20 protein-coding genes are annotated in these 25,543 nt (G+C 71.4%); 16 read left to right on the top strand and 4 right to left on the bottom strand.

Features of this window, described 5'->3' with window-relative positions; genetic code table 11:
- Nucleotides 1-420 precede the first annotated feature (420 nt).
- Nucleotides 421-1,755, bottom strand: a complete 1,335-nt coding sequence (gene gabT / locus OKJ99_RS30220) for a 4-aminobutyrate--2-oxoglutarate transaminase (RefSeq protein WP_326021114.1) — start codon at nucleotides 1,753-1,755, stop codon at nucleotides 421-423.
- A 297-nt stretch (nucleotides 1,756-2,052) separates the two neighbouring features.
- Here gabT and OKJ99_RS30215 point away from each other — a divergent pair, with 297 nt between their 5' ends.
- The 16 genes from OKJ99_RS30215 to OKJ99_RS30140 all read left to right on the top strand — a co-directional run bounded on the left by OKJ99_RS30215 (nucleotide 2,053) and on the right by OKJ99_RS30140 (nucleotide 23,456).
- On the top strand, nucleotides 2,053-4,419 hold the full coding sequence (locus OKJ99_RS30215) for an ATP/GTP-binding protein (protein WP_326021113.1): 2,367 nt from the start codon (nucleotides 2,053-2,055) through the stop codon (nucleotides 4,417-4,419).
- 175 nt (nucleotides 4,420-4,594) lie between these two features.
- Nucleotides 4,595-6,241: a PucR family transcriptional regulator gene (locus OKJ99_RS30210; RefSeq protein WP_326021112.1), complete on the top strand. Its 1,647-nt coding sequence runs from the start codon at nucleotides 4,595-4,597 to the stop codon at nucleotides 6,239-6,241.
- Between the two features lie 290 nt (nucleotides 6,242-6,531).
- Nucleotides 6,532-7,974, top strand: coding sequence for an aldehyde dehydrogenase family protein (locus OKJ99_RS30205; RefSeq protein WP_326021111.1), 1,443 nt, complete (start codon nucleotides 6,532-6,534; stop codon nucleotides 7,972-7,974).
- A 222-nt stretch (nucleotides 7,975-8,196) separates the two neighbouring features.
- The gene (locus OKJ99_RS30200; RefSeq protein WP_326021110.1) at nucleotides 8,197-10,158 is read left to right on the top strand and encodes an acyl-CoA dehydrogenase family protein; all 1,962 of its coding nucleotides are present in this window, start codon (nucleotides 8,197-8,199) and stop codon (nucleotides 10,156-10,158) included.
- Nucleotides 10,159-10,220: 62 nt separating this feature from the next.
- Entirely contained in the window at nucleotides 10,221-11,489 is a 1,269-nt protein-coding gene (gene dxr, locus OKJ99_RS30195; RefSeq protein ID WP_326021109.1) for a 1-deoxy-D-xylulose-5-phosphate reductoisomerase, read from the top strand.
- Complete coding sequence (locus tag OKJ99_RS30190) at nucleotides 11,486-12,787, top strand: M50 family metallopeptidase (protein WP_326021108.1); 1,302 nt, start codon at nucleotides 11,486-11,488, stop codon at nucleotides 12,785-12,787. The genes dxr and OKJ99_RS30190 overlap by 4 nt, the downstream gene beginning before the upstream one ends.
- Before the next feature lie 173 nt (nucleotides 12,788-12,960).
- Nucleotides 12,961-14,118: a flavodoxin-dependent (E)-4-hydroxy-3-methylbut-2-enyl-diphosphate synthase gene (gene ispG, locus OKJ99_RS30185; protein WP_326021107.1), complete on the top strand. Its 1,158-nt coding sequence runs from the start codon at nucleotides 12,961-12,963 to the stop codon at nucleotides 14,116-14,118.
- A 176-nt stretch (nucleotides 14,119-14,294) separates the two neighbouring features.
- The gene (locus OKJ99_RS30180; protein ID WP_326021106.1) at nucleotides 14,295-15,143 is read left to right on the top strand and encodes a GNAT family N-acetyltransferase; all 849 of its coding nucleotides are present in this window, start codon (nucleotides 14,295-14,297) and stop codon (nucleotides 15,141-15,143) included.
- A 138-nt stretch (nucleotides 15,144-15,281) separates the two neighbouring features.
- Nucleotides 15,282-15,992, top strand: coding sequence for a DUF1684 domain-containing protein (locus tag OKJ99_RS30175; protein ID WP_326021105.1), 711 nt, complete (start codon nucleotides 15,282-15,284; stop codon nucleotides 15,990-15,992).
- 38 nt (nucleotides 15,993-16,030) lie between these two features.
- Nucleotides 16,031-17,548 (top strand): ABC transporter substrate-binding protein, encoded by a 1,518-nt coding sequence (locus OKJ99_RS30170; protein ID WP_326021104.1) that lies wholly within the window; start codon nucleotides 16,031-16,033, stop codon nucleotides 17,546-17,548.
- Nucleotides 17,549-17,558: 10 nt separating this feature from the next.
- Nucleotides 17,559-18,527: an ABC transporter permease gene (locus OKJ99_RS30165; protein WP_326021103.1), complete on the top strand. Its 969-nt coding sequence runs from the start codon at nucleotides 17,559-17,561 to the stop codon at nucleotides 18,525-18,527.
- Nucleotides 18,524-19,354, top strand: coding sequence for an ABC transporter permease (locus tag OKJ99_RS30160; protein WP_326021102.1), 831 nt, complete (start codon nucleotides 18,524-18,526; stop codon nucleotides 19,352-19,354). Before OKJ99_RS30165 ends, OKJ99_RS30160 begins: the two co-directional genes overlap by 4 nt.
- Complete coding sequence (locus OKJ99_RS30155; RefSeq protein WP_326021101.1) at nucleotides 19,351-20,193, top strand: ABC transporter ATP-binding protein; 843 nt, start codon at nucleotides 19,351-19,353, stop codon at nucleotides 20,191-20,193. The genes OKJ99_RS30160 and OKJ99_RS30155 overlap by 4 nt, the downstream gene beginning before the upstream one ends.
- Nucleotides 20,190-20,963, top strand: a complete 774-nt coding sequence (locus OKJ99_RS30150; protein WP_326021100.1) for an ABC transporter ATP-binding protein — start codon at nucleotides 20,190-20,192, stop codon at nucleotides 20,961-20,963. Before OKJ99_RS30155 ends, OKJ99_RS30150 begins: the two co-directional genes overlap by 4 nt.
- Before the next feature lie 157 nt (nucleotides 20,964-21,120).
- Nucleotides 21,121-21,684 (top strand): GNAT family N-acetyltransferase, encoded by a 564-nt coding sequence (locus OKJ99_RS30145; protein WP_326021099.1) that lies wholly within the window; start codon nucleotides 21,121-21,123, stop codon nucleotides 21,682-21,684.
- 71 nt (nucleotides 21,685-21,755) lie between these two features.
- Nucleotides 21,756-23,456 (top strand): proline--tRNA ligase, encoded by a 1,701-nt coding sequence (locus tag OKJ99_RS30140; RefSeq protein ID WP_326021098.1) that lies wholly within the window; start codon nucleotides 21,756-21,758, stop codon nucleotides 23,454-23,456.
- A 98-nt stretch (nucleotides 23,457-23,554) separates the two neighbouring features.
- On the opposite strand, the gene OKJ99_RS30135 is transcribed toward OKJ99_RS30140, so the two are convergent.
- From OKJ99_RS30135 to OKJ99_RS30125, 3 genes are read right to left on the bottom strand one after another with little or no spacing between them, the layout of a single operon-like run.
- The gene (locus OKJ99_RS30135) at nucleotides 23,555-24,457 is read right to left on the bottom strand and encodes an aminoglycoside phosphotransferase family protein (RefSeq protein WP_326021137.1); all 903 of its coding nucleotides are present in this window, start codon (nucleotides 24,455-24,457) and stop codon (nucleotides 23,555-23,557) included.
- A 41-nt stretch (nucleotides 24,458-24,498) separates the two neighbouring features.
- On the bottom strand, nucleotides 24,499-24,969 hold the full coding sequence (locus OKJ99_RS30130; protein ID WP_326021097.1) for a ferritin-like domain-containing protein: 471 nt from the start codon (nucleotides 24,967-24,969) through the stop codon (nucleotides 24,499-24,501).
- 5 nt (nucleotides 24,970-24,974) lie between these two features.
- Nucleotides 24,975-25,478: a hypothetical protein gene (locus OKJ99_RS30125; RefSeq protein ID WP_326021096.1), complete on the bottom strand. Its 504-nt coding sequence runs from the start codon at nucleotides 25,476-25,478 to the stop codon at nucleotides 24,975-24,977.
- Nucleotides 25,479-25,543: the final 65 nt, after the last annotated feature.

Here is a 25,543-nt window from a genome sequence, read left to right as displayed (position 1 = left end):
CTGCGAAGAGGATGAGAAAAATGGTCGGCCGGTTCGGAACAGGGGGGGTAGTTCCGAACCGGCCGAACTGGCCGGCGTATCGCGCGCCCCGGGGGGTTTGGGGCGGGCGACCGTCCGACCGGTGAGGAGTTCCGGAGCCGGAAGCTCCGGGTGTGTGCGCGAGGGCACGACCAGGGCGAAGCTGGGGAGGCCTCGACCCGGTATCGCCCGCAGTCACCTGCGAGCGGGGTGTTTCTCTCATCTGCAGAAACCGTACGGCAGGGGCTGAGGGTGCGACAGCCGCTTGGACAACATCCCATCGGCCTCGCACACCTTCTTCACACGGCCCGACCGTCGTCGCAGGTCACGGAATTGTCGCGGTCCGCGTCGTCACGATCGGGCGGTGTGGCTCCTGTTACCGGAGCGGTGTCCTGGGACCGTTCAGAGCGCCGCGAACGCGTTCTCGATGATGTCGAGGCCCTCGTTCAGGAGCTCCTGGCCGATGACGAGCGGCGGCAGGAAACGCAGCACGTTGCCGTACGTGCCACAGGTGAGGACGAGCAGGCCCTCGGCGTGGCAGGCCTTGGCGAGCGCGGCGGTGGCCTCCGGGTTCGGCTCCTTCGTCGCCGGGTCCTTCACCAGCTCGACGGCGATCATGCCGCCGCGGCCGCGGATGTCGCCGATGGCGGGGAACTTCTCCTGCATCGCCGACAGGCGCGCCTTCATCGTCGTCTCGATCTCCTTCGCCTTGGCGTTGAGGTCGAGCTCCTTCATCGTCTCGATGGCGCCGAGCGCACCGGCGCAGGCCACCGGGTTGCCGCCGTAGGTGCCGCCGAGGCCGCCCGCGTGCGCGGCGTCCATGATCTCGGCCTTGCCGGTCACCGCGGCGAGCGGGAGGCCGCCGGCGATGCCCTTGGCGGTCGTGATCAGGTCCGGGACGATGCCCTCGTCCTCACACGCGAACCACTGGCCGGTGCGGCAGAAGCCGGACTGGATCTCGTCCGCGACGAAGACGATGCCGTTGTCGGCGGCGAACTGGCGGATCGCCGGGAGGAAGCCCTTGGCCGGCTCGATGAAGCCGCCCTCGCCGAGCACCGGCTCGATGATGATCGCGGCGACGTTGTCCGCGCCGATCTGCTTGGTGATCTGGTCGATCGCCTGGGCGGAGGCCTCGGCACCGGCGTTCTCCGGGCCGGTCAGCCAGCGGTAGCCGTAGGCCACCGGGACGCGGTAGACCTCGGGGGCGAACGGGCCGAAGCCGTTCTTGTACGGCATGTTCTTCGACGTGAGCGCCATCGTCAGGTTCGTCCGGCCGTGGTAGCCGTGGTCGAAGACGACGACCGCCTGGCGCTTGGTGTAGGCGCGGGCGATCTTGACGGCGTTCTCGACGGCCTCGGCGCCCGAGTTGAACAGGGCCGACTTCTTGGCGTGGTCGCCCGGCGTCAGCTCGGCGAGCGCCTCGGCGACCGCGACGTAGCTCTCGTACGGCGTGACCATGAAGCAGGTGTGGGTGAAGTCCTGCAGCTGGGCGGAGGCGCGGCGGACCACGGCCTCGGCGGAGGCGCCGACGGAGGTCACGGCGATGCCGGAACCGAAGTCGATGAGGCGGTTCCCGTCGACGTCCTCGATGATGCCGCGGTCGACCTTGGCGGTGAACACCGGCAGCGTGGAGCCCACGCCTGCGGCGACGACCGCGGTGCGGCGGGCCTGCAGCTCCTGCGACTTCGGGCCGGGGATGGCGGTGACGACGCGGCGCTCCTGCGGGATGTCGCTCATGCGGGGCTCCTGGTTCTTGATCCGGTCCCGGGTTCGGTGTCGAGGCCGATGCCGCCGGGGCTGCTTTCGGGGGGTTTCTCGCAGGTTAGGGGCGGGGGAGCGGGGTGGTCATGCTCCATCGGGGCGGGGTCGGTGGTGCGTGTTGTCCGTCGTGGACAGGTGTGCGTGTCGGTGCCGGTGCCGCCCCATGTCCGCCCATGGGGCGCGTAAGCGGTGAACTCCCCTGGTACGGGCATTAGATTGAGGCGCGATCGACGCACACGGCACGAACGGACCGGCAGGTCAGGGGGCTACGCCATGGACAGCGACAGCGGGATGCGGGAGACGCACGGGGCAGGAGGCGATTGGCGGGCCGCCGCGCCCGTGCCGCGTCCCGCGCGGCCGCCCCGCCCGGCCGCCCCGCCGATGCCCCGGCAGGCGCCGAGCGCGTCCCGCGGTTCGGTGGCGGAGTGGCTCGCCGCGCGCCGCCCCAAGGCGCAGCCGGGTGTGTGGCGGTACGGGTTCGTGCCCCGGCCTCCCGAGCAGGACACGTCCGCGATCGGTCGCAAACTGCTCGTGTGGATGGCGGTGTCGTTCCTGGTCGGCGTCCTGTTGTGGAGCCTGTGGCGGCGCGGCACGCTGCCGTACCAGTGGGCCCCGCTCAAGATCTTCACGCCGGACAGCTGGTGGTGGCCGGGCACGACGTCGGTCCGCGACCGGAAGGCGCAGGACGCACTCGTCGTCTACGAAGGGCTGGCTTTCGCCCTGCTCGTCTACTTGGTGGGGCGTTTCGGGGCCTGGGGAGAAGGCATCCAGCACTTCGTCGTGCGGCGTCCGCAGCCCGCCCGCGCCATCGTGGCCTCAGTGGCCGCCGTGGGCGTGCTGGTGTTCGTCTGGCCGGACGCGCTCGGTCTGTCCTGGCGGCCGCTGCCGATCGCCGACCCCGTCCTCTCCCTCGTCGTCCTCGTCACCGGCGGCTACGGCTTCTTCACGGTGCCGGTGCTCGCCTATCTTCTGTACGCCCTGATCACGGCGGCCGTCCTCTACCCGTTCGCCCGGATCGGCGGCTGGCTGGAGGTCTGGTCCGCGCGCCGCAAGAAGGAGGCGCCGCCGCGTCCTGCCGCACTGCCCGCCCGCGCCGAGTGGGCCGAGCTGCGTGAGGCGGGGCAGGGTCAGGCCGCCGACGTGCTCACCGCCGAGGTGGCGGGCGGGCGCATGAACGACGTCGACTGCGCCCGCGTCACCCACGCCTGGCGGCAGGCCGCGGACCCGGCCGCCTTCGCCAAGACCGTGCTCAAGCAGGGCGCGGGCGCCTGGGCGCACCCTTCGGGCCAGCGCGATCTGCCGGCCCGCGCGGCGGCGCACGACCTGCTCGTCGGCCAGGTGCGGATCGGCTCCTTCGCGAGCGACGAGCGCAATCCGTATGTGCTGCGGGGCGCGGGCGTGGCCCTCGACCCGGGCCTGCTGGGCACCTCGCTCCTCGCCGTCGGCCCGCCGGGCGCGGGCAAGACGGCGGGGGTCGTCCGCCCCGTGGTCGAGTCCCTGGCGCTCCAGGCGCTCACCGGGCAGTGCGCCGTGCTCGCGGTCTGCGCGAAGGGCACCCCGCTCGGCCCCGACGACGCGTACGACGTGGTGGTCGGGCCGGGCGACCGGGCGTCGGTGCACGACCTCGACCTGTACGCGGACACCACCGACGCGGACGAGGCGGCGGGCTTCCTCGCCGAGGGCCTGGTCGGGGACCTGTCACCCGGCGAGCAGGGTGACACCCGGCGCGCCGCCACCGCGCTCGCCCAGCTCCTCGGCCCCTACCGCGAGGCGCACGGCACGTTCCCCGCGGTGCCGGTGCTGCGCGAACTCCTGGAGGGCGACCCTGAGGCCTTCGCCGACCTCAAGGGGCGGCTGTCGGTGGACTCCGCGATGCGGCGCGAACTCGACGCGCGGCAGCGCCAGTTCGGCACTGCCGGCGACCCGGGCCCGATGCTCGCCGACCGCCTTGCCCTCCTGGACCGGCCGGTCTTCGCCGGCTTCTTCGACCCGGCGGCCGCCCGCCCGTTCTCCGTACGGGCCCTCGCGCACCACCCGCTGCGGGTCCGCGTCGACCTGCCGGAGCAGGGCCACGAGGAGGCGTCCCGGCTGCTCGCGCGGCTGCTGCTCGCCCAGTTCACCTCCGTCGTACGAGCTCGGGCGGGGCGCTCCCACTTCGCCTGCATGGTCCTCGACGACGCGGCGCGCACCGTCACCGCCGAGACGGTCCGCGGCATCCAGCGGCTGCGGTCCGCGCACGCCGGAGTGGTGCTCGGCCTGCGCACCATCGGCGAGGTCGCCGAGCCCCTGCAGGGCCCGCTGTACGCGGCGGTCGGCTGCCGCATGGCGTTCTCCGGGGTCACGACGTGGGACGGCCGGCGGTTCGCGGAGGCGTGGGGCACGGAGTGGGTGGAGACCGAGGAGGTCGCGCAGCACGCGGTGTTCGCGCAGCAGCCGCTGACCCGCGCCCTGCACAAGGCGCGCCAGATGGTGACCGGGAAGGCCGTCACCACGGACGCCGTCACCGTCCGCAAGGTGGAGCGCGAGCGCTGGTCGGCATCGGACCTGGCGCACGCGGTGCCGCCGGGGCACGCGGTGCTCTCGCTCACCACTGTGCGCGGGGAGCACGCTCCGCCGCTGCTCGTGGACCTGCGTGGCTGAAAGTCGCGTGAGTGAGCCCGAAGGTTGACTGAGCTTTCAGGGGGCCGGGCCCCAGTAGTACGTACGGTGAGGCAGAATCGACACTGGTCGTTCATACGGAGCGGCCAAAAGCTTCACAAGATTCACTTGTACGCCCTGCCCCCGTGTACACCCCGCTCACCCGAAGGCCTGGCCCATGCCGCCCACGCTCGCCTCGCTCGTCCACCACTCGGCGCTCAAGCTCAGCGTGCGCGCGGGCGAGCAGCACCTGGACACGCCGGTCCGCTGGGCGCACGTGAGCGAGCTCGCCGACCCCGTCCCGTACATGGAGGGCGGCGAGCTCCTCCTGATGACCGCGCTCAAGCTGGACGCCGAGGACCCCGACGCCATGCGCCGCTACGTGAAGCGGCTGGCCGAGGCGGGAGTCGTCGGCCTCGGCTTCGCCGTCGGCGTCAACTACGACGACGTCCCCGAAGCTCTGGTGAAGGCCGCGAAGGACCAGGGACTGCCGCTGCTCGCGGTGCCGCCGCGCACGCCGTTCATCGCCATCAGCAAGGCGGTCTCCGCCGCGATCGCCGCCGAGCAGTACAAGGCCGTCACCTCCGGGTTCGCCGCCCAGCGCGAACTCACCAAGCAGGCGCTGGGCAGCGGCCCCGAAGGGGTGCTCGCCGTGCTCGCCGCCCAGGTCGACGGGTGGGCCGCGCTGTACGACGCGTCGGGCGCCGTCGTCGGTACCGCCCCGGACTGGGCGGGCCGCCGCGCCGCCCGCCTGACCGGCGACGTGGAGCGGCTGCGGGACCGGCCCGCGCCGGCCAGCGCGGTGGTGGAGAGCGGCTCAGAGGACCGGGTCGAACTGCACTCCATCGGCGCGGGACGGCGGCCCCGCGCGGCGCTCGCGGTGGGCACGGCCGCGGCCCTCGGCACGGCCGAGCGCTACGCCCTGCACTCGGCGATCGCCCTGTTGACCCTCACCACCGAACGCTCCCGGGCGCTGTACGCGGCCGAGCAGCGGATCGGCTCGGCCGTCCTGCGGATGCTGCTCGCGGGGGAGCCCGACCACGCGCGGGCCGTCGCGGGCGACCTGTACGGGGCGCTGCTCGACGCGCCGTTCCGGATGGTGATCGCGGACGCCGTGGCGCCACCGAAGAACGGCACGGCGCGTCCGGCCGGGACGCCTTCGAACGGGACGGCGGCGCTGCTGGCCGAGGCCGTGACCGGATCGGGCGGGCAGGGCTCGGGCCCGCTCCCGGTCCTCGCCGACGTCATGGAGTCCGCCGCGGCGCGCTCCGGCGAGGCGCTGCTCGTCGTCCCCGACGGCGAGCGCCTCGTGCTGCTCGCCGTCGACGGCGGGGCGGCGGCGGAGGCCTGTCTCCTGTACGCGGAGGCGCTGGAGTCGACGCGGGGGGAGGGCTCGTCCGAGGACGAGCTGGTCATCGGCTTCTCGGCGCCGGCCGGGCCGATCGCGGCGGTGTCCGCGTACAAGCAGGCCGAACAGGCGCTCTCCGTCGCCCGCAGACGCGGCCGCATCCTCGTGGAGCACGAGGACGTGGCGGCGGGCTCGGTGTTGCCGTTGTTGGGTGACGACGCGGTACGGGCGTTCGCGGACGGCCTCCTGCGGGCGCTGCGCGACCATGACGCGACGGGGCGCGGGGACCTGGTGGCCTCCCTGCGGGCGTGGCTCTCCCGGCACGGCCAGTGGGACGCGGCGGCGGCGGATCTGGGGGTCCACCGTCATACGTTGCGGTACCGGATGCGCCGGGTCGAGGAGATCCTCGGCCGCTCCCTGGACGACCCGGACGTCCGCATGGAGCTGTGGCTGGCACTGAAGGCGACGGGGGCGTAGGAGCCGCCACAGCCTTGGGGCTCCGCCCCAAACCCCGCTCCTCAAGCGCCGGAGGGGCTGGAAATACGCACCCAGCGCCGCCCGGCGGGGCTGGGCACATCAAGCCCCTGCGGCGATTGAGCAGCGGGGTTCGGGGCGGAGCCCCGAGACCGTAACGCCGGTGCGGCGCTCCAATTCGGCGAACCCCCACCCGCGACCACTCCACCGTGGCCAAACCGCGACCCCACACACCCGCCCTACCGTGGTCACACGCACCCCCACCCACCACGGAGAGGCCGGTACACGCACCCATGACCACCCACGCCTTCTGGCTCGCCGGCCGCCAGGCCACCGGTGACACGACGTTCGACGTCCACAACTCCTACGACGGCCGCCTCGTCGGCACCGTCGCCGAGCCGACCGAGGCCCAGGTGGAGGAGGCCGTCGCCGCCGCCCACGCCGTGGTCGACGAGTTCGCCGCGACCCCCGCCCACGTACGGGCCAAGGCCCTGAACCACGTGGCCGACCGACTGATCGAGCGCACCGAGGAGATCGCCCAGCTGATCTCCGCGGAGAACGGCAAGCCGATCAAGTGGGCCCGCGGCGAGGTCGGCCGCGCCGTCTCCGTGTTCCGCTTCTCCGCCGAGGAGGCCCGCCGCTGGAACAGCGGTGAGGCCCAGCGCCTCGACACGGACGCGGGCGGCACAGGCCGTATGGCGATCACCCGCCGCATCCCGAAGGGCGTCGTCCTCGGCATCGCCCCGTTCAACTTCCCGCTGAACCTGAGCGCCCACAAGGTCGCCCCGGCCATCGCGGTCGGCGCCCCGATCATCCTCAAGCCGGCCCCGGCCACCCCGATCTCCTCGCTGATCCTCGGCGAGCTGCTCGCGGAGACGGACCTCCCGGCCGGTTCCTGGTCGGTGCTCACGGTCCCGAACGACCGCATGCCCGCCCTGGTCCAGGACGAGCGCCTCCCGGTCATCTCCTTCACGGGCTCGGGCCCGGTCGGCTACGCGATCATGGACAGCGTGCCGCGCAAGCACTGCACCCTGGAGCTCGGCGGCAACGGCGCGGCCGTCGTTCTCGCCGACTACGCCTCCGAGGCGGACCTGGACTGGGCGGCGGGCCGCATCGCCACCTTCTCCAACTACCAGGGCGGCCAGTCCTGCATCTCGGTGCAGCGCGTCATCGCCGACGCCACCGTCTACGACCGGCTCCTGCCGAAGATCGTCGCGGCCGTCGAGGCGCAGGTCACCGGCGACCCGGCGGACGACGCCACCGATGTCGGCCCGCTGGTCAGTGAGGACGCGGCGAAGCGCGTCGAGTCGTGGGTCGACGAGGCCGTGACCGCGGGCGCCAAGCTCCTCGCGGGCGGCAAGCGCGACGGCGCCACCTACGCGCCGACCGTCCTCGCCGAGGTCCCGGCCGACGTCACGATCTCCTGCGAGGAGATCTTCGGCCCGGTCCTCACGGTCAAGAAGGTGGACGGTGAGGCCGAGGCCTTCGCCGCCGTCAACGACTCCAAGTACGGCCTCCAGGCGGGCGTGTTCACGCACGACCTCCAGACTGCGTTCCGCGCCCACCGCGCGCTGGAGGTCGGCGGCGTGGTCATCGGCGACGCCCCGTCCTACCGCGCCGACCAGATGCCGTACGGCGGCGCCAAGCAGTCCGGCGTCGGCCGCGAGGGCGTCAAGTTCGCCATGGACGACTACACGTACGAGCGCGTCCTCGTCCTGACGGGCCTCGCCCTGTAGTACGTCCTCCAGTACGTCCTCAGTACGTACGCGAAGACCCCGGCGCGTGCCTGATCCACGCGCCGGTCACGACGGCCGGAGCCCACTGTGCGGGGGCTCCGGCCGTCGGCGTTCGGGTGCGCGGGGACTGGTCGACATGCCCGTTATCGGGTACATACGATCCAGTAGCACCGGTCGGTAACGAGCCGGGCGGTGGACCCGACGCGCGGCGAGGTGAACCTCATGTCCGCAACATCCCCCGTAGGCAAGGACGGCAAGGACCGGTCGAAGGTCTCCGAAAAGGAGGCACGCCAGGTGGCCGAGGCCGCTCGTGAACAGGACTGGCGCAAGCCCAGCTTCGCCAAGGAACTGTTTCTCGGCCGGCTCAGGCTCGACCTCATCCACCCGCATCCGCTGCCCGCCGACGAGGACGCGCAGCGCGGCGAGGAATTCCTCGCCAAACTGCACGACTTCTGCGAGACGAAGATCGACTCGGCCCGCATCGAGCGCGAGTCGAAGATCCCCGACGAGACGATCAACGGGCTCAAGGAGATCGGCGCGCTCGGCATGAAGATCGACACGAAGTACGGCGGCCTCGGGCTCACGCAGGTCTACTACAACAAGTCGCTCGCCCTGGTCGGTTCGGCCTCGCCCGCCATCGGCGCGCTGCTCTCCGCGCACCAGTCCATCGGCGTTCCCCAGCCCTTGAAGCAGTTCGGCACGCAGGAGCAGAAGGACACGTTCCTGCCGCGCTGCGCCCGCACCGACATCTCGGCCTTCCTGCTCACCGAGCCCGACGTCGGCTCCGACCCGGCCCGGCTTGCCACCACCGCCGTCCCCGAAGAGGACGGTACGTACGTCCTCGACGGTGTGAAGCTGTGGACGACGAACGGAGTCGTCGCCGACCTGCTGGTGGTGATGGCCCGCGTACCGAAGTCCGACGGGCACAAGGGCGGCATCACCGCGTTCGTCGTCGAGGCGGGCTCCGAGGGCATCACCGTGGAGAACCGCAACGTCTTCATGGGGCTGCGCGGCATCGAGAACGGCGTCACCCGCTTCCACCAGGTCCGGGTCCCCGCGGCGAACCGGATCGGGCCCGAGGGCGCGGGCCTCAAGATCGCGCTCACCACCCTCAACACCGGCCGCCTCTCGCTGCCCGCGATGTGCGTCGGCGCGGGCAAGTGGTGCCTCAAGATCGCCCGCGAGTGGTCGGCGGAGCGCGAACAGTGGGGCAAGCCGGTCGCGTTCCACGAGGCCGTCGGCTCGAAGATCTCCTTCATCGCGGCGACGACGTTCGCGCTGGAGGCGGTACTGGACCTCTCCTCCCAGATGGCGGACGAGGACAGGAACGACATCCGCATCGAAGCCGCCCTCGCCAAGCTCTACGGCTCCGAGATGTCCTGCCTGATGGCCGACGAACTCGTCCAGATCCGCGGCGGCCGCGGCTTCGAGACGGCCGAGTCCCTCGCGGCCCGCGGCGAACGCGCCGTCCCCGCCGAACAGGTCCTGCGCGATCTGCGCATCAACCGCATCTTCGAGGGCTCGACCGAGATCATGCACCTGCTGATCGCACGCGAGGCCGTCGACGCCCACCTGTCCGTCGCGGGCGACCTCATCGACCCCGACAAGTCCCTTTCGGACAAGGCGAAGGCGGGCGCGAAGGCGGGCGGCTTCTACGCGAAGTGGCTGCCGAAGCTGGTCGCGGGCCCCGGCCAACTCCCGCGCACGTACGCCGAGTTCCACCCGAAGGGCCACCCGGACCTCTCCACGCACCTGCGCTACGTGGAGCGCTCGGCCCGCAAACTCGCCCGCTCCACCTTCTACGCCATGTCCCGCTGGCAGGGCCGCATGGAGACGAAGCAGGGCTTCCTCGGCCGGATCGTCGACATCGGCGCCGAACTCTTCGCCATGAGCGCGGTCTGCGTACGCGCCGAACTGCTGCGCTCCACGGAGGCGTACGGCCGCGAGGCCTACCAGCTCGCCGACGCCTTCTGCCGGCAGTCCAGGATCCGCGTCGACGAGCTCTTCGACCGGCTGTGGACCAACACCGACGAGCTGGACCGCAAGGTCGTCAAGGGCGTCATCGGCGGTACGTACACGTGGCTGGAGCAGGGCGTCGTCGACCCGAGCGGCGACGGCCCCTGGATTGCGGAGGCGACGCCGGGGCCGAGCAAACGGGAGAACGTGCACCGCCCGATTCGCTGATCCTCGTCACGCGTGTGCCATCCCGTGTCGGACGCACAGGGAGTTCACGCAAGAATGGGGGGATGAGCGACAGCCCATCCCCCCTCGCGGACCCGCACCTCGTCTTCGACCCGGCCCCGGCCGACGCCCCCAGGGACGTCGTCGTCCTGGGCTCCACGGGCTCCATCGGCACGCAGGCCGTCGACCTCGTCCTGCGCAATCCCGACCGGTTCCGCGTCACCGCGCTCAGCGCCGCCGGCGGCCGCGTCGAACTGCTCGCCGAGCAGGCACACCGGCTGCGCGTGCGCACCGTCGCCGTGGCCCGCGAGGACGCCCTGCCCGCACTGCGCGAGGCGCTGACCGCGCGGTACGGGGCCGGGGTCAAGCTCCCGGAGATCCTCGCAGGACCCGACGCCGCCACCGAGATCGCGGGCCGTGGCGACTGCCACACCGTCCTCAACGGCATCACCGGCTCCATCGGCCTGGCCCCCACGCTCGCCGCGCTCCAGGCGGGCCGCACCCTCGCCCTCGCCAACAAGGAGTCGCTGATCGTCGGCGGCCCGCTGGTGAAGGCGATCGCCAAGCCCGGCCAGATCATCCCGGTCGACTCCGAGCACGCCGCGCTCTTCCAGGCCCTCGCCGGCGGCACCCGCGCCGACGTCCGCAAGCTCGTCGTCACCGCGTCCGGCGGCCCGTTCCGCGGACGTACGAAGGCGGACCTGGCGAACGTCACCGTCGAGGACGCCCTCGCGCACCCGACCTGGGCGATGGGCCCGGTCATCACCATCAACTCCTCGACCCTGGTCAACAAGGGGCTCGAGGTCATCGAGGCGCACCTGCTGTACGACATCCCCTTCGACCGCATCGAAGTCGTCGTGCACCCGCAGTCCTACGTGCACTCCATGGTCGAGTTCATCGACGGCTCGACGCTCGCCCAGGCCACCCCGCCCGACATGCGCGGCCCCATCGCGCTCGGCATCGGCTGGCCCGAGAGGGTCCCCGACGCCGCGCCCGCCTTCGACTGGACGAAGGCCTCCAGCTGGGAGTTCTTCCCGCTCGACAACGAGGCGTTCCCCGCGGTGGGGCTCGCCCGGCACGTGGGGGAGCTCGCGGGCACGGCCCCGGCGGTGTTCAATGCCGCCAACGAGGAGTGCGTGGACGCCTTTTTGAAGGGCGCCCTGCCGTACAACGGGATCATGGAGACGGTGACGAAGGTCGTGCGGGAACACGGCACACCCGGAACGGGAACTTCACTCACCGTCGCGGACGTCCTCGAAGCGGAGACCTGGGCACGCGCCCGGGCCCGTGAACTGACCGCAACGGACAAGGCAGCCGCGGAGGCCCGTGCATGACGACCTTGATGATGATCCTCGGCGTAGTCATCTTCGCGGTGGGCCTGCTCTTCTCCATCGCCTGGCACGAGCTGGGCCACCTGTCGACGGCGAAGCTCTTCGGCATCCGCGTGCCCCAGTACATGGTCGGCTTCGGGCCGACCGTCTTCTCGCGGAAGAAGGGCGAGACCGAGTACGGCGTCAAGGCGATCCCGCTCGGCGGCTACATCCGCATGATCGGCATGTTCCCGCCGGGTGCCGACGGCCGGATCGAGTCCCGGTCGACCTCGCCGTTCCGCTCCATGGTGGAGGACGCGCGCGCCGCGGCCTTCGAGGAGCTGCAGCCCGGTGACGAGACCCGGCTCTTCTACACGCGCAAGCCGTGGAAGCGCGTCATCGTCATGTTCGCGGGCCCCTTCATGAACCTGATCCTCGCGATCGGGCTCTTCCTCACGGTCCTGATGGGCTTCGGCGTCACCCAGCAGACGAACGTCGTCTCGTCCGTCTCGTCCTGCGTCATCCAGGCCAGCGCCCACCGCGACAGCTGCAAGGCCTCCGACCCGCAGTCCCCGGCGAAGGCGGCGGGACTGCAGCCGAAGGACAAGATCGTGTCCTTCAACGGCGTCGCGACGGACGAGTGGAACGCGCTCTCCGATGAGATCCGCAAGAGCGCGGGCGACACGGTGCCGATCGTGGTCCAGCGCGACGGGCAGCAGCAGACGCTGACCGCGAAGATCGCCACCAACCAGGTGCCGAAGAAGGACGCCAGCGGCCAGATCACCGACGGCTACGTCAACGCGGGCTTCCTCGGCTTCACCGCCGCCACCGGAGTCGTACGGCAGGACTTCGGCTCCTCCGTGACGTGGATGTCCGACCGGGTCGGCGACGCGGTGGACTCCATCATCGCGCTGCCCGCGAAGATCCCCGCCCTGTGGGACGCGGCGTTCGGCGACGGCCCGCGCGAGCAGGACTCGCCGATGGGCGTGGTCGGCGCGGCCCGGGTCGGCGGCGAGATCTTCACCATGGACATCCCGGCCACGCAGCAGCTCGCGATGGCGCTGATGCTGGTCGCCGGCTTCAACCTGTCGCTCTTCCTGTTCAACATGCTGCCGCTGCTGCCGCTCGACGGCGGGCACATCGCGGGCGCCCTGTGGGAGGCGCTGCGCAGGAACCTCGCGAAGGTGTTCCGGCGCCCCGACCCGGGCCCGTTCGACGTGGCGAAGCTCATGCCGGTGGCGTACGTGGTGGCCGGAGTCTTCGTCTGTTTCACGATCCTCGTGCTGATCGCTGACGTGGTGAACCCGGTGAAAATCTCCTGATCAGGCGCCGGACAGGCACCGTTTGAACGCGGTTGGGTACCGCCCGGCAGCATGATGGCCGGGCAGTACCTCTTTATGAGGGTTTGCGGGGGCGCGATGTGCTGGAGCACGCGCCGGTGCCGTAATCTCGGAAGCCTCTGGACTCGATCCACATCCTTGGGGTTGCACAGCAGATGACTGCGATTTCTCTCGGCATTCCGTCGGTACCGACCAAGCTGGCCGAGCGGCGCAAGAGCCGCCAGATTCAGGTCGGCACCGTGGCGGTCGGCGGAGACGCACCCGTGTCGGTGCAGTCCATGACCACGACGCGCACGTCCGACATCGGCGCGACGCTTCAGCAGATCGCCGAGCTGACGGCGTCCGGCTGCCAGATCGTCCGTGTCGCCTGCCCCACGCAGGACGACGCCGACGCGCTGTCCGTCATCGCCCGGAAGTCGCAGATCCCCGTGATCGCGGACATCCACTTCCAGCCGAAGTACGTCTTCGCGGCCATCGAGGCCGGCTGCGCGGCGGTCCGGGTGAACCCCGGCAACATCAAGCAGTTCGACGACAAGGTCAAGGAGATCGCCCAGGCGGCGAACGACCACGGCACACCGATCCGGATCGGGGTCAACGCCGGGTCGCTGGACGCCCGTCTCCTGAAGAAGTACGGCAAGGCGACCCCCGAGGCGCTCGCCGAGTCGGCCCTGTGGGAAGCGGGCCTCTTCGAGGAGCACGGCTTCCGCGACATCAAGATCTCCGTGAAGCACAACGACCCGGTGGTCATGGTCAACGCGTACCGGCAGCTCGCCGCGCAGTGCGACTACCCGCTGCACCTCGGTGTGACCGAGGCGGGCCCGGCGTTCCAGGGCACGATCAAGTCGGCGGTCGCCTTCGGAGCGCTGCTCGCCGAGGGCATCGGCGACACGATCCGCGTCTCCCTGTCCGCCCCGCCGGTCGAGGAGATCAAGGTCGGTAACGCGATCCTGGAGTCCCTCAACCTCAAGCCGCGCCGCCTGGAGATCGTCTCCTGCCCGTCCTGTGGCCGCGCCCAGGTCGACGTCTACAAGCTCGCCGAGGAGGTCACCGCCGGCCTCGAAGGCATGGAGGTGCCCCTGCGCGTGGCCGTCATGGGCTGCGTCGTGAACGGACCGGGCGAGGCCCGCGAGGCCGACCTCGGTGTCGCTTCCGGCAACGGCAAGGGCCAGATCTTCGTCAAGGGCGAGGTCATCAAGACGGTGCCCGAGTCGAAGATCGTGGAGACGCTGATCGACGAGGCGATGAAGATCGCCGAGCAGATGGAGAAGGACGGCATCACCTCCGGCGAACCGTCGGTGTCGGTGGCCGGCTGACCCCGACCATGCCTCAGGCCCGCCGCCCGTTCCGGGTGGGCGGGCCTTTCGCGTCGGCGGACGCCCCACGCGGAACCGGCCGGAGTCGAGGGGGCCGAAACGTCGACCCGCCACACCCGCGGAGCGCCAGGTACAGTGCGGAGATCAGTAGCCCATCTGGTGAGGCCCCTCCGCACGTGTTGACTCAGACCACCACTCGGGTGCTCGAACCGAGTGACCTCGACGCAGCGCTCGCCGTCCTCGACCGCGAGCCCGTCGCGAACGCCTTCGTCACGGCCCGGGTCCGTGTCGCGGGCCTCGACCCGTGGCGGCTCGGCGGCGAGATGTGGGGCTGGTACGAGGACGGGATGCTGGAGTCCCTGTGCTACGCGGGCGCCAACCTCGTCCCGATCTGCGCGACCGACCGCGCCATCCGCGGCTTCGCCGACCGCGCTCGGCGGGCCGGACGCCGCTGCTCCTCCATCGTCGGCCCGGCGGAGGCCACCGCCCGCCTGTGGCAGCTGCTCGAACCGGGCTGGGGCCCCGCCCGCGAGATCCGCTCCCGGCAGCCGCTGATGGTGACGGACCGGATGCCCACGGACATCACCCCCGACCCGTACATCCGCCGCGTCCGCAAGGACGAGATGGACACGATCATGCCGGCGTGCGTGGCGATGTTCACCGAGGAGGTCGGCGTCTCCCCGATGGTCGGTGACGGCGGCCTGCTGTACCAGGCGCGGGTGGCCGAACTGGTCGGCTCGGGCCGCTCGTTCGCCCGCCTCGACGAGCACGGCAAGGTCGCCTTCAAGGCGGAGATCGGCGCCGCGACCGATCAGGTCTGCCAGATCCAGGGCGTGTGGGTGGCCCCCGAGTACCGGGGCCTGGGCCTCGCCGCCCCCGGCATGGCGGCGGTCCTGCGCTACGCCCTCGCCGATGTCGCACCCGTGGTCAGCCTCTACGTCAACGACTTCAACACCCCGGCGCGCGCCGCGTACCGGCGCGTGGGATTCGAAGAGGTCGGGGCGTTCATGAGCGTGCTGTTCTAGGAAGCGCTCCAGGAATTCCCTGGTGAGCGGGTTGTGTTGCCCGTCTCATCTCTTTGGCGCACATTGACATTAGTAAGCCTTATGGACCATAAAGGGATAGCTTTGGTTCAAGCTTCACTGACTGTAGGTGCCCTCACGATGTCTGCTTCCGGTTCCGGCATGGCCGCCTGGCAGGAATGGCGTGCCGACCGGCGCCGCTCCCTCACCGCCCCCACGGGCAACCTCGCCCTCGTCGAGACCCGCTGGCTCCCGCCCGGCGAGACCCCCGACCTCGACGCCGCCCGCGCGGGGCAGCCCGGCACCGTCACCGTGACGGCCCTGGAGCGCACCGACATGGTCACCGGTGCCCCCGAGCACGGCCTGCGGTTCTGGGACGCGAACTCCCCGGCGATCCAGGACTTCGAGGACGTCGACGCCTTCCCTTACGACCCGGCCTGGGTCCTCGACGCCACGTACACGCCCGTCGAGGGCGCCCGCACCGTCGCCTTCGAGCACCTGCGGGACAACGGCGGGACCCGCGAGAAGGTCGTCCCCGGCGACATCGCCCTGACCGTCGACGGCACCGACTACACGCTCTCCGCGTTCGACGACGACGGCACCCTCCTCCTCGTCTTCGGCGACCCCACGAACGGCGACAGCACCTACGGTGCGGGCCGCTTCCTCTTCGTGGAGCACACCGGTGCGGGCCGTGTGCGTCTCGACTTCAACCGGGCCTTCGTGCCCCCGTGCGGCTTCTCCGATCAGTACAACTGTCCGATGCCGCCGCGGCAGAACCGACTTCACCTGCCCGTCGAGGCGGGCGAGAAGCTCCCGGTCCTCCGCGACGGCGCCGTCGGCACCGCCCACTGATCGATCCCCCCCCGCACCCCTTCACGTAAGGCCCCCTCATGCGCTTCCCCAAGAGACCCCTGTCCGCCGGCGTGCTCACCGTCGCCCTCGCCGTCACGCTCGCGGCCTGCGGCGAAGGCTCCGACTCGGCCTCCGGCAGCGGCGCGTACGACAAGAACGCCACGGTCAACATCGGCTCCCTCTACGAGCCGCAGAACCTCGACAACACCGCGGGCGGCGGCCAGGGCGTCACCGAGGCCCTGAACGGCAACGTCTACGAGGGCCTGTTCAAGCTCACCGACAAGGGCAAGGTCGAGAAGCTCCTCGCCGAGGACTACAAGGTCTCCGGCGACGGCCTCACCTACACCTTCACCCTCCGCGACGGCGTGAAGTTCCACAGCGGCAAGAAGCTGACCAGCGCGGACGTCAAGTACAGCCTGGAGAAGGTGATCGCGAAGGACTCGCAGTCCGCGCGGAAGTCGAACCTTGAGGTCATGAAGGACGTCGCCACTCCGGACGCGAAGACGGTCAAGGTCACGCTGTCGAAGAAGTCGATCTCCTTCGTCTACAACCTCAGCTACGTCTGGATCATCAACGCCGACGCCAAGAACCTGAAGATCACGGAGGACGGCACCGGCCCGTACCAGCTGAAGAAGTGGACCCGCGGCTCCGCGCTCAGCCTCGACCGGTTCGCCGGCTACTGGGGCTCCGCCGCCAAGAACAAGCAGGTCGTCTTCCACTACTACAAGGACGCGACCGCCCTCAACAACGCGCTCCAGACCAACGCCGTCGACGTCGTCACCAGCGAGCAGTCGCCCGACGCCCTCGACCAGTTCAAGTCGGACCAGAACTACAAGGTCAACGACGGCAACTCCACCACCAAGCTGCTCCTCGCCTTCAACGACAAGGCGAAGCCGTTCACGGACGTCAAGGTGCGCCAGGCCGTCTCGGCCGCCATCGACGACAAGAAGCTCCTCGAATCGGTCTGGGGCGGCTACGGCAAGCAGATCGGGTCGATGGCAGTGCCCACCGACCCCTGGTACGAGGACCTCACCGACGTCAACGCGCACGACGTCGCCAAGGCCAAGAAGCTCCTGAAGGAGGCGGGCCACGCGAAGGGCTTCAGCTTCACGCTGGACACCCCGAACTACGACCCGCACCCCACGGCCGCGACCTTCATCAAGTCGCAGCTCGCCAAGGTCGGCATCACCGTCAAGATCAACACGATCACGCCCGACGAGTGGTACACGAAGGTCTACAAGAACCGCGACTTCACGGCCACGCTCCAGGAGCACGTCAACGACCGCGACCTCGTCTGGTACGGCGACCCCGACTTCTACTGGGGCTACGACAACAAGCAGGTCCAGGACTGGGTCCAGAAGGCCGAGCAGGCGTCGAGCACGGCCGAGCAGACCGAGCTGCTGAAGAAGGTCAACCGCAAGACCGCCGAGGACGCGGCCAGCGACTGGCTCTACCTGTATCCGCAGATCGTCGTCGCGAACACGAAGCTGTCGGGCTACCCGCTCAACGGCCTCAACTCGCAGTTCCCCGCGTTCGACATCAAGAAGAGCAGCTGACGCACCGGCCATGCTGAGATACCTCCTGCGGAGGCTGGTGTTCCTGCTGGTCTCCCTCGTCCTCGCGTCCGTCGTGCTGTTCGTGCTGCTGCGGATGCTGCCCGGCGACCCGGCGAACGCGCTCACCTCGGTGGGCGCCTCGCCGGAGCAGATCGCCGCGGCCCGGCACTCCATCGGCTCCGACAAGCCGCTGCCCGAGCAGTTCACGCACTGGATCGGCCAGTTGACGAGCGGTGACCTCGGCACGTCCTTCGTGTCGTCGCTGCCGGTCGGCCCGGAGGTGTCGCAGCGCCTGAACGTGACGGTGCCGCTGACGCTCTCCGCGTTCGTGCTCGCCGTGCTCGTCGCCGTACCGGCCGGCTTCGTGGCCGCGTACAAGCGACGCACCTGGTACGGGGCGCTGCTCAGCGGCGTCTCCCAACTGGGCATCGCCGTCCCGGTGTTCTGGCTCGGCATGATCCTCATCGCCGTGTTCGCGCTGAACGCGGGCTGGCTGCCGTCCGGCGGCTTCCCGCAGGACGGCTGGGACACCCCGGGCGCGGCCGTGCAGTCACTGGTGCTGCCGGTGGTGACGGTGGCGCTCGTGATGTCGGCGTCCCTCATCCGCTACGTACGCTCCGCGACGCTCGACGTCCTCGACAGCGAGTACCTGCGCACCGCGCGGGCGCTCGGCTCCTCGTTCGGGCGGGCGATGTGGCGGCACGGGCTGCGCAACGCGTCCGTGCCCGTCATCTCCATCCTCGGCATCGAGCTGGCGTCCACCCTGCTCGGCGCGGTCGTCGTCGAGTCCGTGTTCGCGCTGCCGGGGCTCGGCTCCATGCTCGCCACGGGGATCGCGCAGCACGACTACCCGGTGATCCAGGGCGTGCTGTTCGTGTCGACGTTCGGGGTGCTGATCATCGGGTTCGTGGCCGACCTCGTGCAGCGGCTCGTGGACCCGCGGCTTCGCGGGCGGCTGTCGGGAGGCGGTGCGCGATGAAGCGCAGATCATCGGTCACCCTGTGGACGGGCGCCGTCTTCGCGGGACTCGTCGTGCTGCTGGCCCTCGTCTCCCTGTTCTGGCTGCCGTACGACAGTGAGGACACGTCCGGCGGCCGGCTCGCCGGACCCGGCGGCGGGCATCCGATCGGCACCGACAAGCTCGGACGTGACCTGTTCACGCAGCTCATGACGGGTTCGCGGATCGCGCTCCAGGCCGGGCTCGGCTCGGTCGCCGTCGCGGCGCTGCTCGGCGTGACGCTCGGGCTCCTCGCCGCGTTCGCACAGGGCTGGTTCGACGACACGCTCTCCGCGTTCCTCGACATCCTCATCGCGTTCCCGACGCTGCTGCTCGCGATGCTGATCGTCGCGGCGCGGTCGGCGACGCTCGGCTCGGCGATCCTCGCGATCGGCCTCGCGCAGAGCGCGGTCGTGGCCCGGCTGACCCGGATCCTCGTCAAGCGGGTGCTCGCGCAGGACTACATCACGGCGTCGCGCACGTCCGGCACCTCGTGGCCGCGGATCGTCGCGGGCCACGTCCTGCCCAACATCTGGCCGACGCTCGCGGTGAACCTGGCGCTCCAGTTCGGCCTCGCCGTCCTCGCGGAGGCGGGCCTTTCGTACCTCGGCCTCGGCGCACCGCCGCCGAACGCCTCGTGGGGCCGGATGCTCCAGGAGGCGCAGGCGACGTTCACGACGGCACCGGCGGGCGCGCTCGCCCCGGGCATGCTGCTCGTCCTGCTGGTGATCGGCGTCAACCTCGTCGCGGACGGGCTGCGGGACGTCCTCGACCCGACGGCGCGGAAGAAGGAGAGGGCGACGACATGAGTGACCCCTTGTTTTCCAGCGAACCCTTGCCTGCCAGCGAACCCTTGCTTTCTGTGGACGGCCTCACGATCCGTACGGGGGACGGGCGCGCGCTCGTGTCGGAGCTGGCTTTCGAGGTGGCTCGCGGCGAACGCCTCGGCCTCATCGGCGAGTCCGGCTCCGGCAAGTCCCTCACCACCCTGGCCGTGCTCGGGCTGCTGCCCGCGGACATGACGGTGACCGGGAGCGTACGGCTGGCCGACACACAGATCGTCGGCGCGGCCGAGAAGACCCTCGTGGGCGTACGGGGCCGCAGCGCGGCCGTCGTCTTCCAGGAGCCGCTCACCGCCCTCGACCCGCTGATGCGCGTCGGCAAGCAGATCGCCGAACCCCTGCGCAGACGGCGGCAGTTGACCGGCGCGGCGCTGAAGTCGGCGGTGACGGACCTGCTGGCACAGGTACGGCTGCCCGAACCGGACCGCATCGCCCGCGCCTTCCCGCACGAGATCTCCGGCGGCCAGCGCCAGCGCGTGGCCCTCGCCATGGCGCTCGCCTGCGACCCGGCGCTGCTCATCGCCGACGAGCCGACGACGGCGCTGGACGTGACCGTGCAGGCCGAGATGCTGGAACTGATCGACGGGCTTGTGCGCGAGCGCGGCATGGCGGTGCTGTTCGTCAGCCACGACCTGGCGGTCGTGTCGAAGGTGACGGATCGCGTCCTGGTGATGAAGGACGGGCGGGCGGTCGAGTCGGGCGCCGTGGCCGACGTCGTCCGGGCCCCGCGCGAGGCGTACACGAAGGCGCTGGTGGACAGCGCGCGGCAGTTGGAGTCCGCGCTCGACCTCGGAGGTGTGCGATGAGCGCCCCTGTGCTGGACCTGGACCGGGTGTCCTACGCGTACCGGGGCGCCGCGGCGCCTGTCGTCACGGACGTGTCCGTGGCGGTGGAGACCGGGCAGAGCCTCGCGCTCGTCGGTGAGTCGGGCGCCGGCAAGACGACGCTGCTGCGCATGCTCCTCGGGCTCGCCCGCCCCACGTCGGGGACGGTCCGCTTCGACGGGGCCGAGCTGCGGCCGCGCGACGGTACGCAGATGAAGGCGTTCCGGCGCGGCGTGCAGTGCGTCTTCCAGGACCCCTACGCCTCGTTGGACCCGCGGCAGCGGGTGCGGCGGATCGTGGCCGAGCCGCTGCGCTCGCTCGGCGTCGCGACCGGGGCCGAGGCGGACCGGAAGGTCGCGCACGCCCTCGAACGGGTGGGGCTCCCGGCCGACGCGGGGGAGCGGTACCCGCACGAGTTCTCCGGCGGCCAGCGCCAGCGCATCGCCATCGCGCGGGCCACGGTCTGCGACCCGCGCGTCCTCCTCGCCGACGAACCGGTCTCCGCGCTCGACGTCACGACGCGGGTCAAGGTCGTCGACCTGCTGGCCGAGCTGAAGGAGACGGCGGGCCTGACGATCGTGATGGTCTCCCACGACCTGTCGGTGGTGGCCGCGCTGTGCGAGCGCACTGCCGTGCTGGAACGGGGGCGGGTGGTGGAATCCGGCCCCACGCCGTCGGTCCTGGGCGACCCCACCCACCCGTACACGCGACGCCTCCTCTCCAGCGTCCCGAGACTCCCCGCGGCACCGTAGCTTCGGGGCTCCGCCCCGGACCCCGCGCCTCAAACGCCGGCGAGGCTGGACAACTCAAGCCCCTGCGGCGATTAAGCAGCGGGGTCCGGGGCGGAGCCCCGAGGCCGCAACCACGGCTGCCCGTACAGCAGGCCGCCGCACCGGGTACCCTCCGGGCATGCCGCACCGGAACCGCACGGACGACCGCGCCGTCACCATCGGCCCCCTGGACCTGCGCAGCCGTGTCGACGAGGCGCTCGCCGTGCAGGCGTACGCGTTCGGGCTCAGCGACGACGAGATCGCGGTCCGCCGGCAGATCGTGCTGCGGCACATCACGTACCCCGGGGCCCGCTCCCTCGGCGCCACGACCGAAACCGGCCGCCTCGTCGGCTTCGTCTACGGGATGCCGAACGACCGCACCCACTGGTGGTCCACCGTCGTCGAGCCGTATCTGCGGTCCCGCGGCGAGGACGACTGGCTCGACGACTCCTTCGTGATCACGGAGTTGCACGTGCAGCCCGGCTACCAGAACCGCGGCATCGGCCGGGCGCTCATCACGGCGATCACCGACGGCGCCACCCAGCCCCGCTCGATCCTCTCCGCGATCGACATCGACAGCCCGGCCCGCGGCCTCTACCACTCCCTCGGCTACGAGGACCTGGCCCGCCAGGTGCAGTTCCCGAGCGCCCCGCGGCCGTACGCGGTGATGGGCGCGCCACTCCCGCTCAGGCGTACTCCATGACCGATTTCCGGCCGCACCCACGGCCCGGCTAACCTCCTGACATCACCCTTTCGTCGCAGGAGTCAAGAATCATGGCCAAGGTCCAGGTCCAGCGCATGTCCCGCTTGATGGTGAAGACGCTGCGCGACGACCCGGCGGACGCCGAGGTCCTCAGCCACAAGCTGCTGGTCCGCGCCGGTTTCGTGCGCCGCACCGCCGCCGGTGTCTGGTCCTGGCTGCCGCTCGGCCGACGGGTCTACGCGAACGTCGAGCGCGTCATCCGCGAGGAGATGGACGCCATCGGCGGCCAGGAGGTCCTGCTGCCCGCCCTGCTGCCCAAGGAGCCCTACGAGGCGACCGGGCGCTGGGAGGAGTACGGCGCCGAGCTGTTCCGCCTCCAGGACCGCAGGGGCGGCGACTACCTGCTCGGTCCGACCCACGAGGAGATCTTCACCCAGCTGGTCAAGGACCAGTGCACGTCCTACAAGGACCTGCCGGTGATCCTCTACCAGATCCAGACCAAGTACCGCGACGAGGCCCGCCCCCGCGCCGGCATCCTGCGCGGCCGCGAGTTCCAGATGAAGGACTCGTACTCCTTCGACCTCTCCGACGAGGGCCTCGCCGAGTCGTACGGCCTGCACCGCGCCGCGTACCAGCGCATCTTCGAGCGCCTCGGCCTCGACTACCGGATCTGTGCCGCGACCGCGGGCGCCATGGGCGGCTCGAAGTCGGAGGAGTTCCTGGCCCCGGCCGCGGCCGGCGAGGACACCTTCGCGGACTGCCCGCACTGCGACTACGCGGCGAACACCGAGGCGGTCGGCTTCGCCCTGAAGGCGGTCGACGCGGAGGGCGTGCCCGCCCTGGAGGAGACCCCGACCCCCGACACCCCGACCATCGAGACGCTCGCCGCGTACATGGGCGTCCCGGCGTCGGCCACGCTCAAGAACCTCCTCGTGAAGGTCGACGGCGAGATCGTCGCCGTCGGCGTCCCCGGTGACCGCGAGGTCGACATGGGCAAGGTCGAGGCGCACTTCGCCCCGGCCGCCGTCGAGCTGGTCACCGCCGAGGACTTCGAGGGCCGCGAGGACCTCGTCCGTGGCTACGTCGGGCCGCAGGGCCTGGAGAAGGTCACGTACATCGCCGACCCGCGGGTCGCCCCCGGCACCGCGTGGATCACCGGCGCCAACAAGGACGGCGTGCACGCGAAGAACGTCGTCGCGGGCCGTGACTTCGAGGTCTCCGAGTACGTCGACGTGGTCGTCGTCCAGGAGGGCGACCCCTGCCCCAACTGTGGCACCGGCCTCAAGCTCGACCGCGCCATCGAGATCGGCCACATCTTCCAGCTCGGCCGCAAGTACGCCGACGCGTTCCAGCTCGACGTCCTCGGCCAGAACGGCAAGCCGGTCCGCGTCACCATGGGCTCGTACGGCATCGGCGTCTCGCGTGCCGTCGCGGCGCTCGCCGAGCAGCACGCCGACGACAAGGGCCTGATCTGGCCGGAGGAGATCGCCCCCGCCGACGTGCACGTGGTCGCCGCGGGCAAGGCCCTCCAGACCGAGCTGGCCCTGGAGGTCTCCGACAAGCTGGCGGCCGCCGGTGTCCGTGTCCTGGTCGACGACCGTCCGGGCATCTCGCCCGGCGTGAAGTTCACGGACTCCGAGCTGATCGGTGTCCCGAAGATCCTGGTCGCGGGCCGCCGCAGCGCCGACGGCGTCGTGGAACTGAAGGACCGCCGCACCGGCGAACGCGAGGAACTCACGGTCGCCGAGGCCATCGCCCGGCTCACAGATTGAGCCCCTGCGGCGATTGAGCAGCGGGGTCCGGGGCAGAGCCCCGCGGCCCCGGCCCCGGCCCACCGGTACCTACCGGTATCGCCCGCCCCGACCGGAGGTCACAGCCACCCCGCGAACTCCAACAGGTTCTCGCCATCCTGGTGCCGCCCCACGCGCAGTGCCCGCGCACCCGACTCCACGGCCCGGAAGAGCGTCCACCCGCGCAGCCGGTCCTGGTCGACCTCCAGGGACTCCGCGAGCTTCTTCACCCGGCGGCGGGTGATGGCCGGGCCCGAGGGTGAGCCGATCAGATCCTCCACCCGGTCGCGGACCAGTCGCGCCAGGTCGAACGCGGTCTCGCCGACGACCGGGTCGGGGCCGACCGCCAGCCACGGCAGCCGCTCCCCGGACAGCACCTTGGACTGCCGGAACGTGCCGTGCAGCAGACGGAGTTCGGGAGGCGAGGACACCAGCTCGTCCCGCGTCCCGATGGCCGCGTCGATCAGCGGCGCCACGTCGGGGAACGACTCCACCGTCGCCCGCATCGCGACCGCCTGGCGGCCCGTGCGCTCCGGAACGGTCTCGCAGTTGCGCCCCTCGGGCGGGTCCGCCCACAGGCGGCGCAGCGTGCCCGCCGCCTCCAGGAGCGCCTTCGCCTCCGGCAGCGTACGGACGGAGACCTCCGGGTGGAGGCGTTCGAGGAGGAGGGCGCCGTCGTTCACGCCCGGGTCCAGCAGGCGCACCGAGCCGAAGCCGTCCCAGTGCGTCAGCGCCGCGCGCTCCGCCTCCGGGCGGAACCGCTCGGGCGCCAGCTTCAGGATCGCCGGTGAGCCGTCCGCCCTGCGGACGTGAGCGACCAGGCTGCTGCGGCCCCCGGGCACATGCACCCGCTGCACCGTCACATCACGCCGCGCCGCCGCCTCGTCGAGCAGCGTGCCGACCCGGTCGAGCCAGGCCGACGCCCCGTCGTCGCGCACCTCGCCGAGCGCGTTCACAAGACGCGGAGGCGGTTCGAATGCCATGCGCGGGGATGCCATGCGCGGGGTGTTCCTTCCAGATCTGCCTACGTGCTGGGGTCCTCCGGCGGGGACGACGCCGCGGACGGCGCCGCGGCCCGTTCGGAGAGCCCAGGGAAGGCTACGCTGCCGCCGCCCCAGCGAACGGCACGGACCGCTGCCTCACGGAGCGCGTCGGCCGCGCCGCGGCGCCGCTCGCCGCTCGCCGCCCGTACGAGATCCGAGTAGACGCCCGCGACCCTGCTCTCGATGTCCGCGGCGAGCCGTGCCGCCGCCGACGCGTCGGGTACCGGGAACGGCAGCGCGTACGCCCCCGCGGATTCCTCGGGATTTCCGCCCAAGTCGCGCACCGTGCGCCGCAGTTCGTCGCGGCGGGCGCGATGCGCGTCGTACGCGTCCCTGGCCCGGCCCCTGCGGTCCTCGCCGATCCGGCCGCCGACCACCCCGTAGCCGTACACCGCCGCGTGCTCGGCGCGCAGCGCCGCCTGCACCGCCGCGAGCAGCCCGTTCTCGCTCATCCCCGTCAGCCCTCCGTCAGCAGGTACGCATGGCCGGCCCCTGCCGCCGCCACCGACGCGAGCAGCCGCGCCAGCTCACCCGGGGCGTCCACGAGCGCGGACATCCGGCGGTCCGAGAGCCGCTGCTCGGCCACCGAGAGCGCCTTGAGGATGTCCTTCTCCGAGGCCGGCGCCGCCGGCTTCCGGCCCGGAGGCGCCGCCGCACCCGACGGCCGGCGCGCCCCGCCGAACGCCTTCACATGCCGCTCGACCTCGGCCCGCAGCGGGTTCAGCCGCTCCGCGAGCGCCGGACGGGCCGACACCGCCCGGTCGTACTGGCCAAGGAGATCCGCGCTCTCCCGAGCCGCCTGCGTCCGCAGCCGCTTCTCCTGCGCGGCGGCGGGCGCTCCGCTGCCACCGTCGGTGCCGTCGTCGGCGTCCGAGCAGCCGGTCAGCAGCGCGGCGCCGGCCAGCGAGGCGAGCAGGGTCCTACGGCGTGGCCCGGAGCGGGCGAGAGGGGGCAGCGGCACGGCAGGCGTCCTCACGGGGCGAAGAGGCGGGAGGAGAGAGGGCGTTCAGGGGGCGGCCCCTTGAT

It is taken from the genome of Streptomyces endophyticus, assembly GCF_035798155.1.
Classification (GTDB): domain Bacteria; phylum Actinomycetota; class Actinomycetes; order Streptomycetales; family Streptomycetaceae; genus Streptomyces; species Streptomyces endophyticus.
This window is presented reverse-complemented; position numbering and strand designations above follow the sequence as displayed.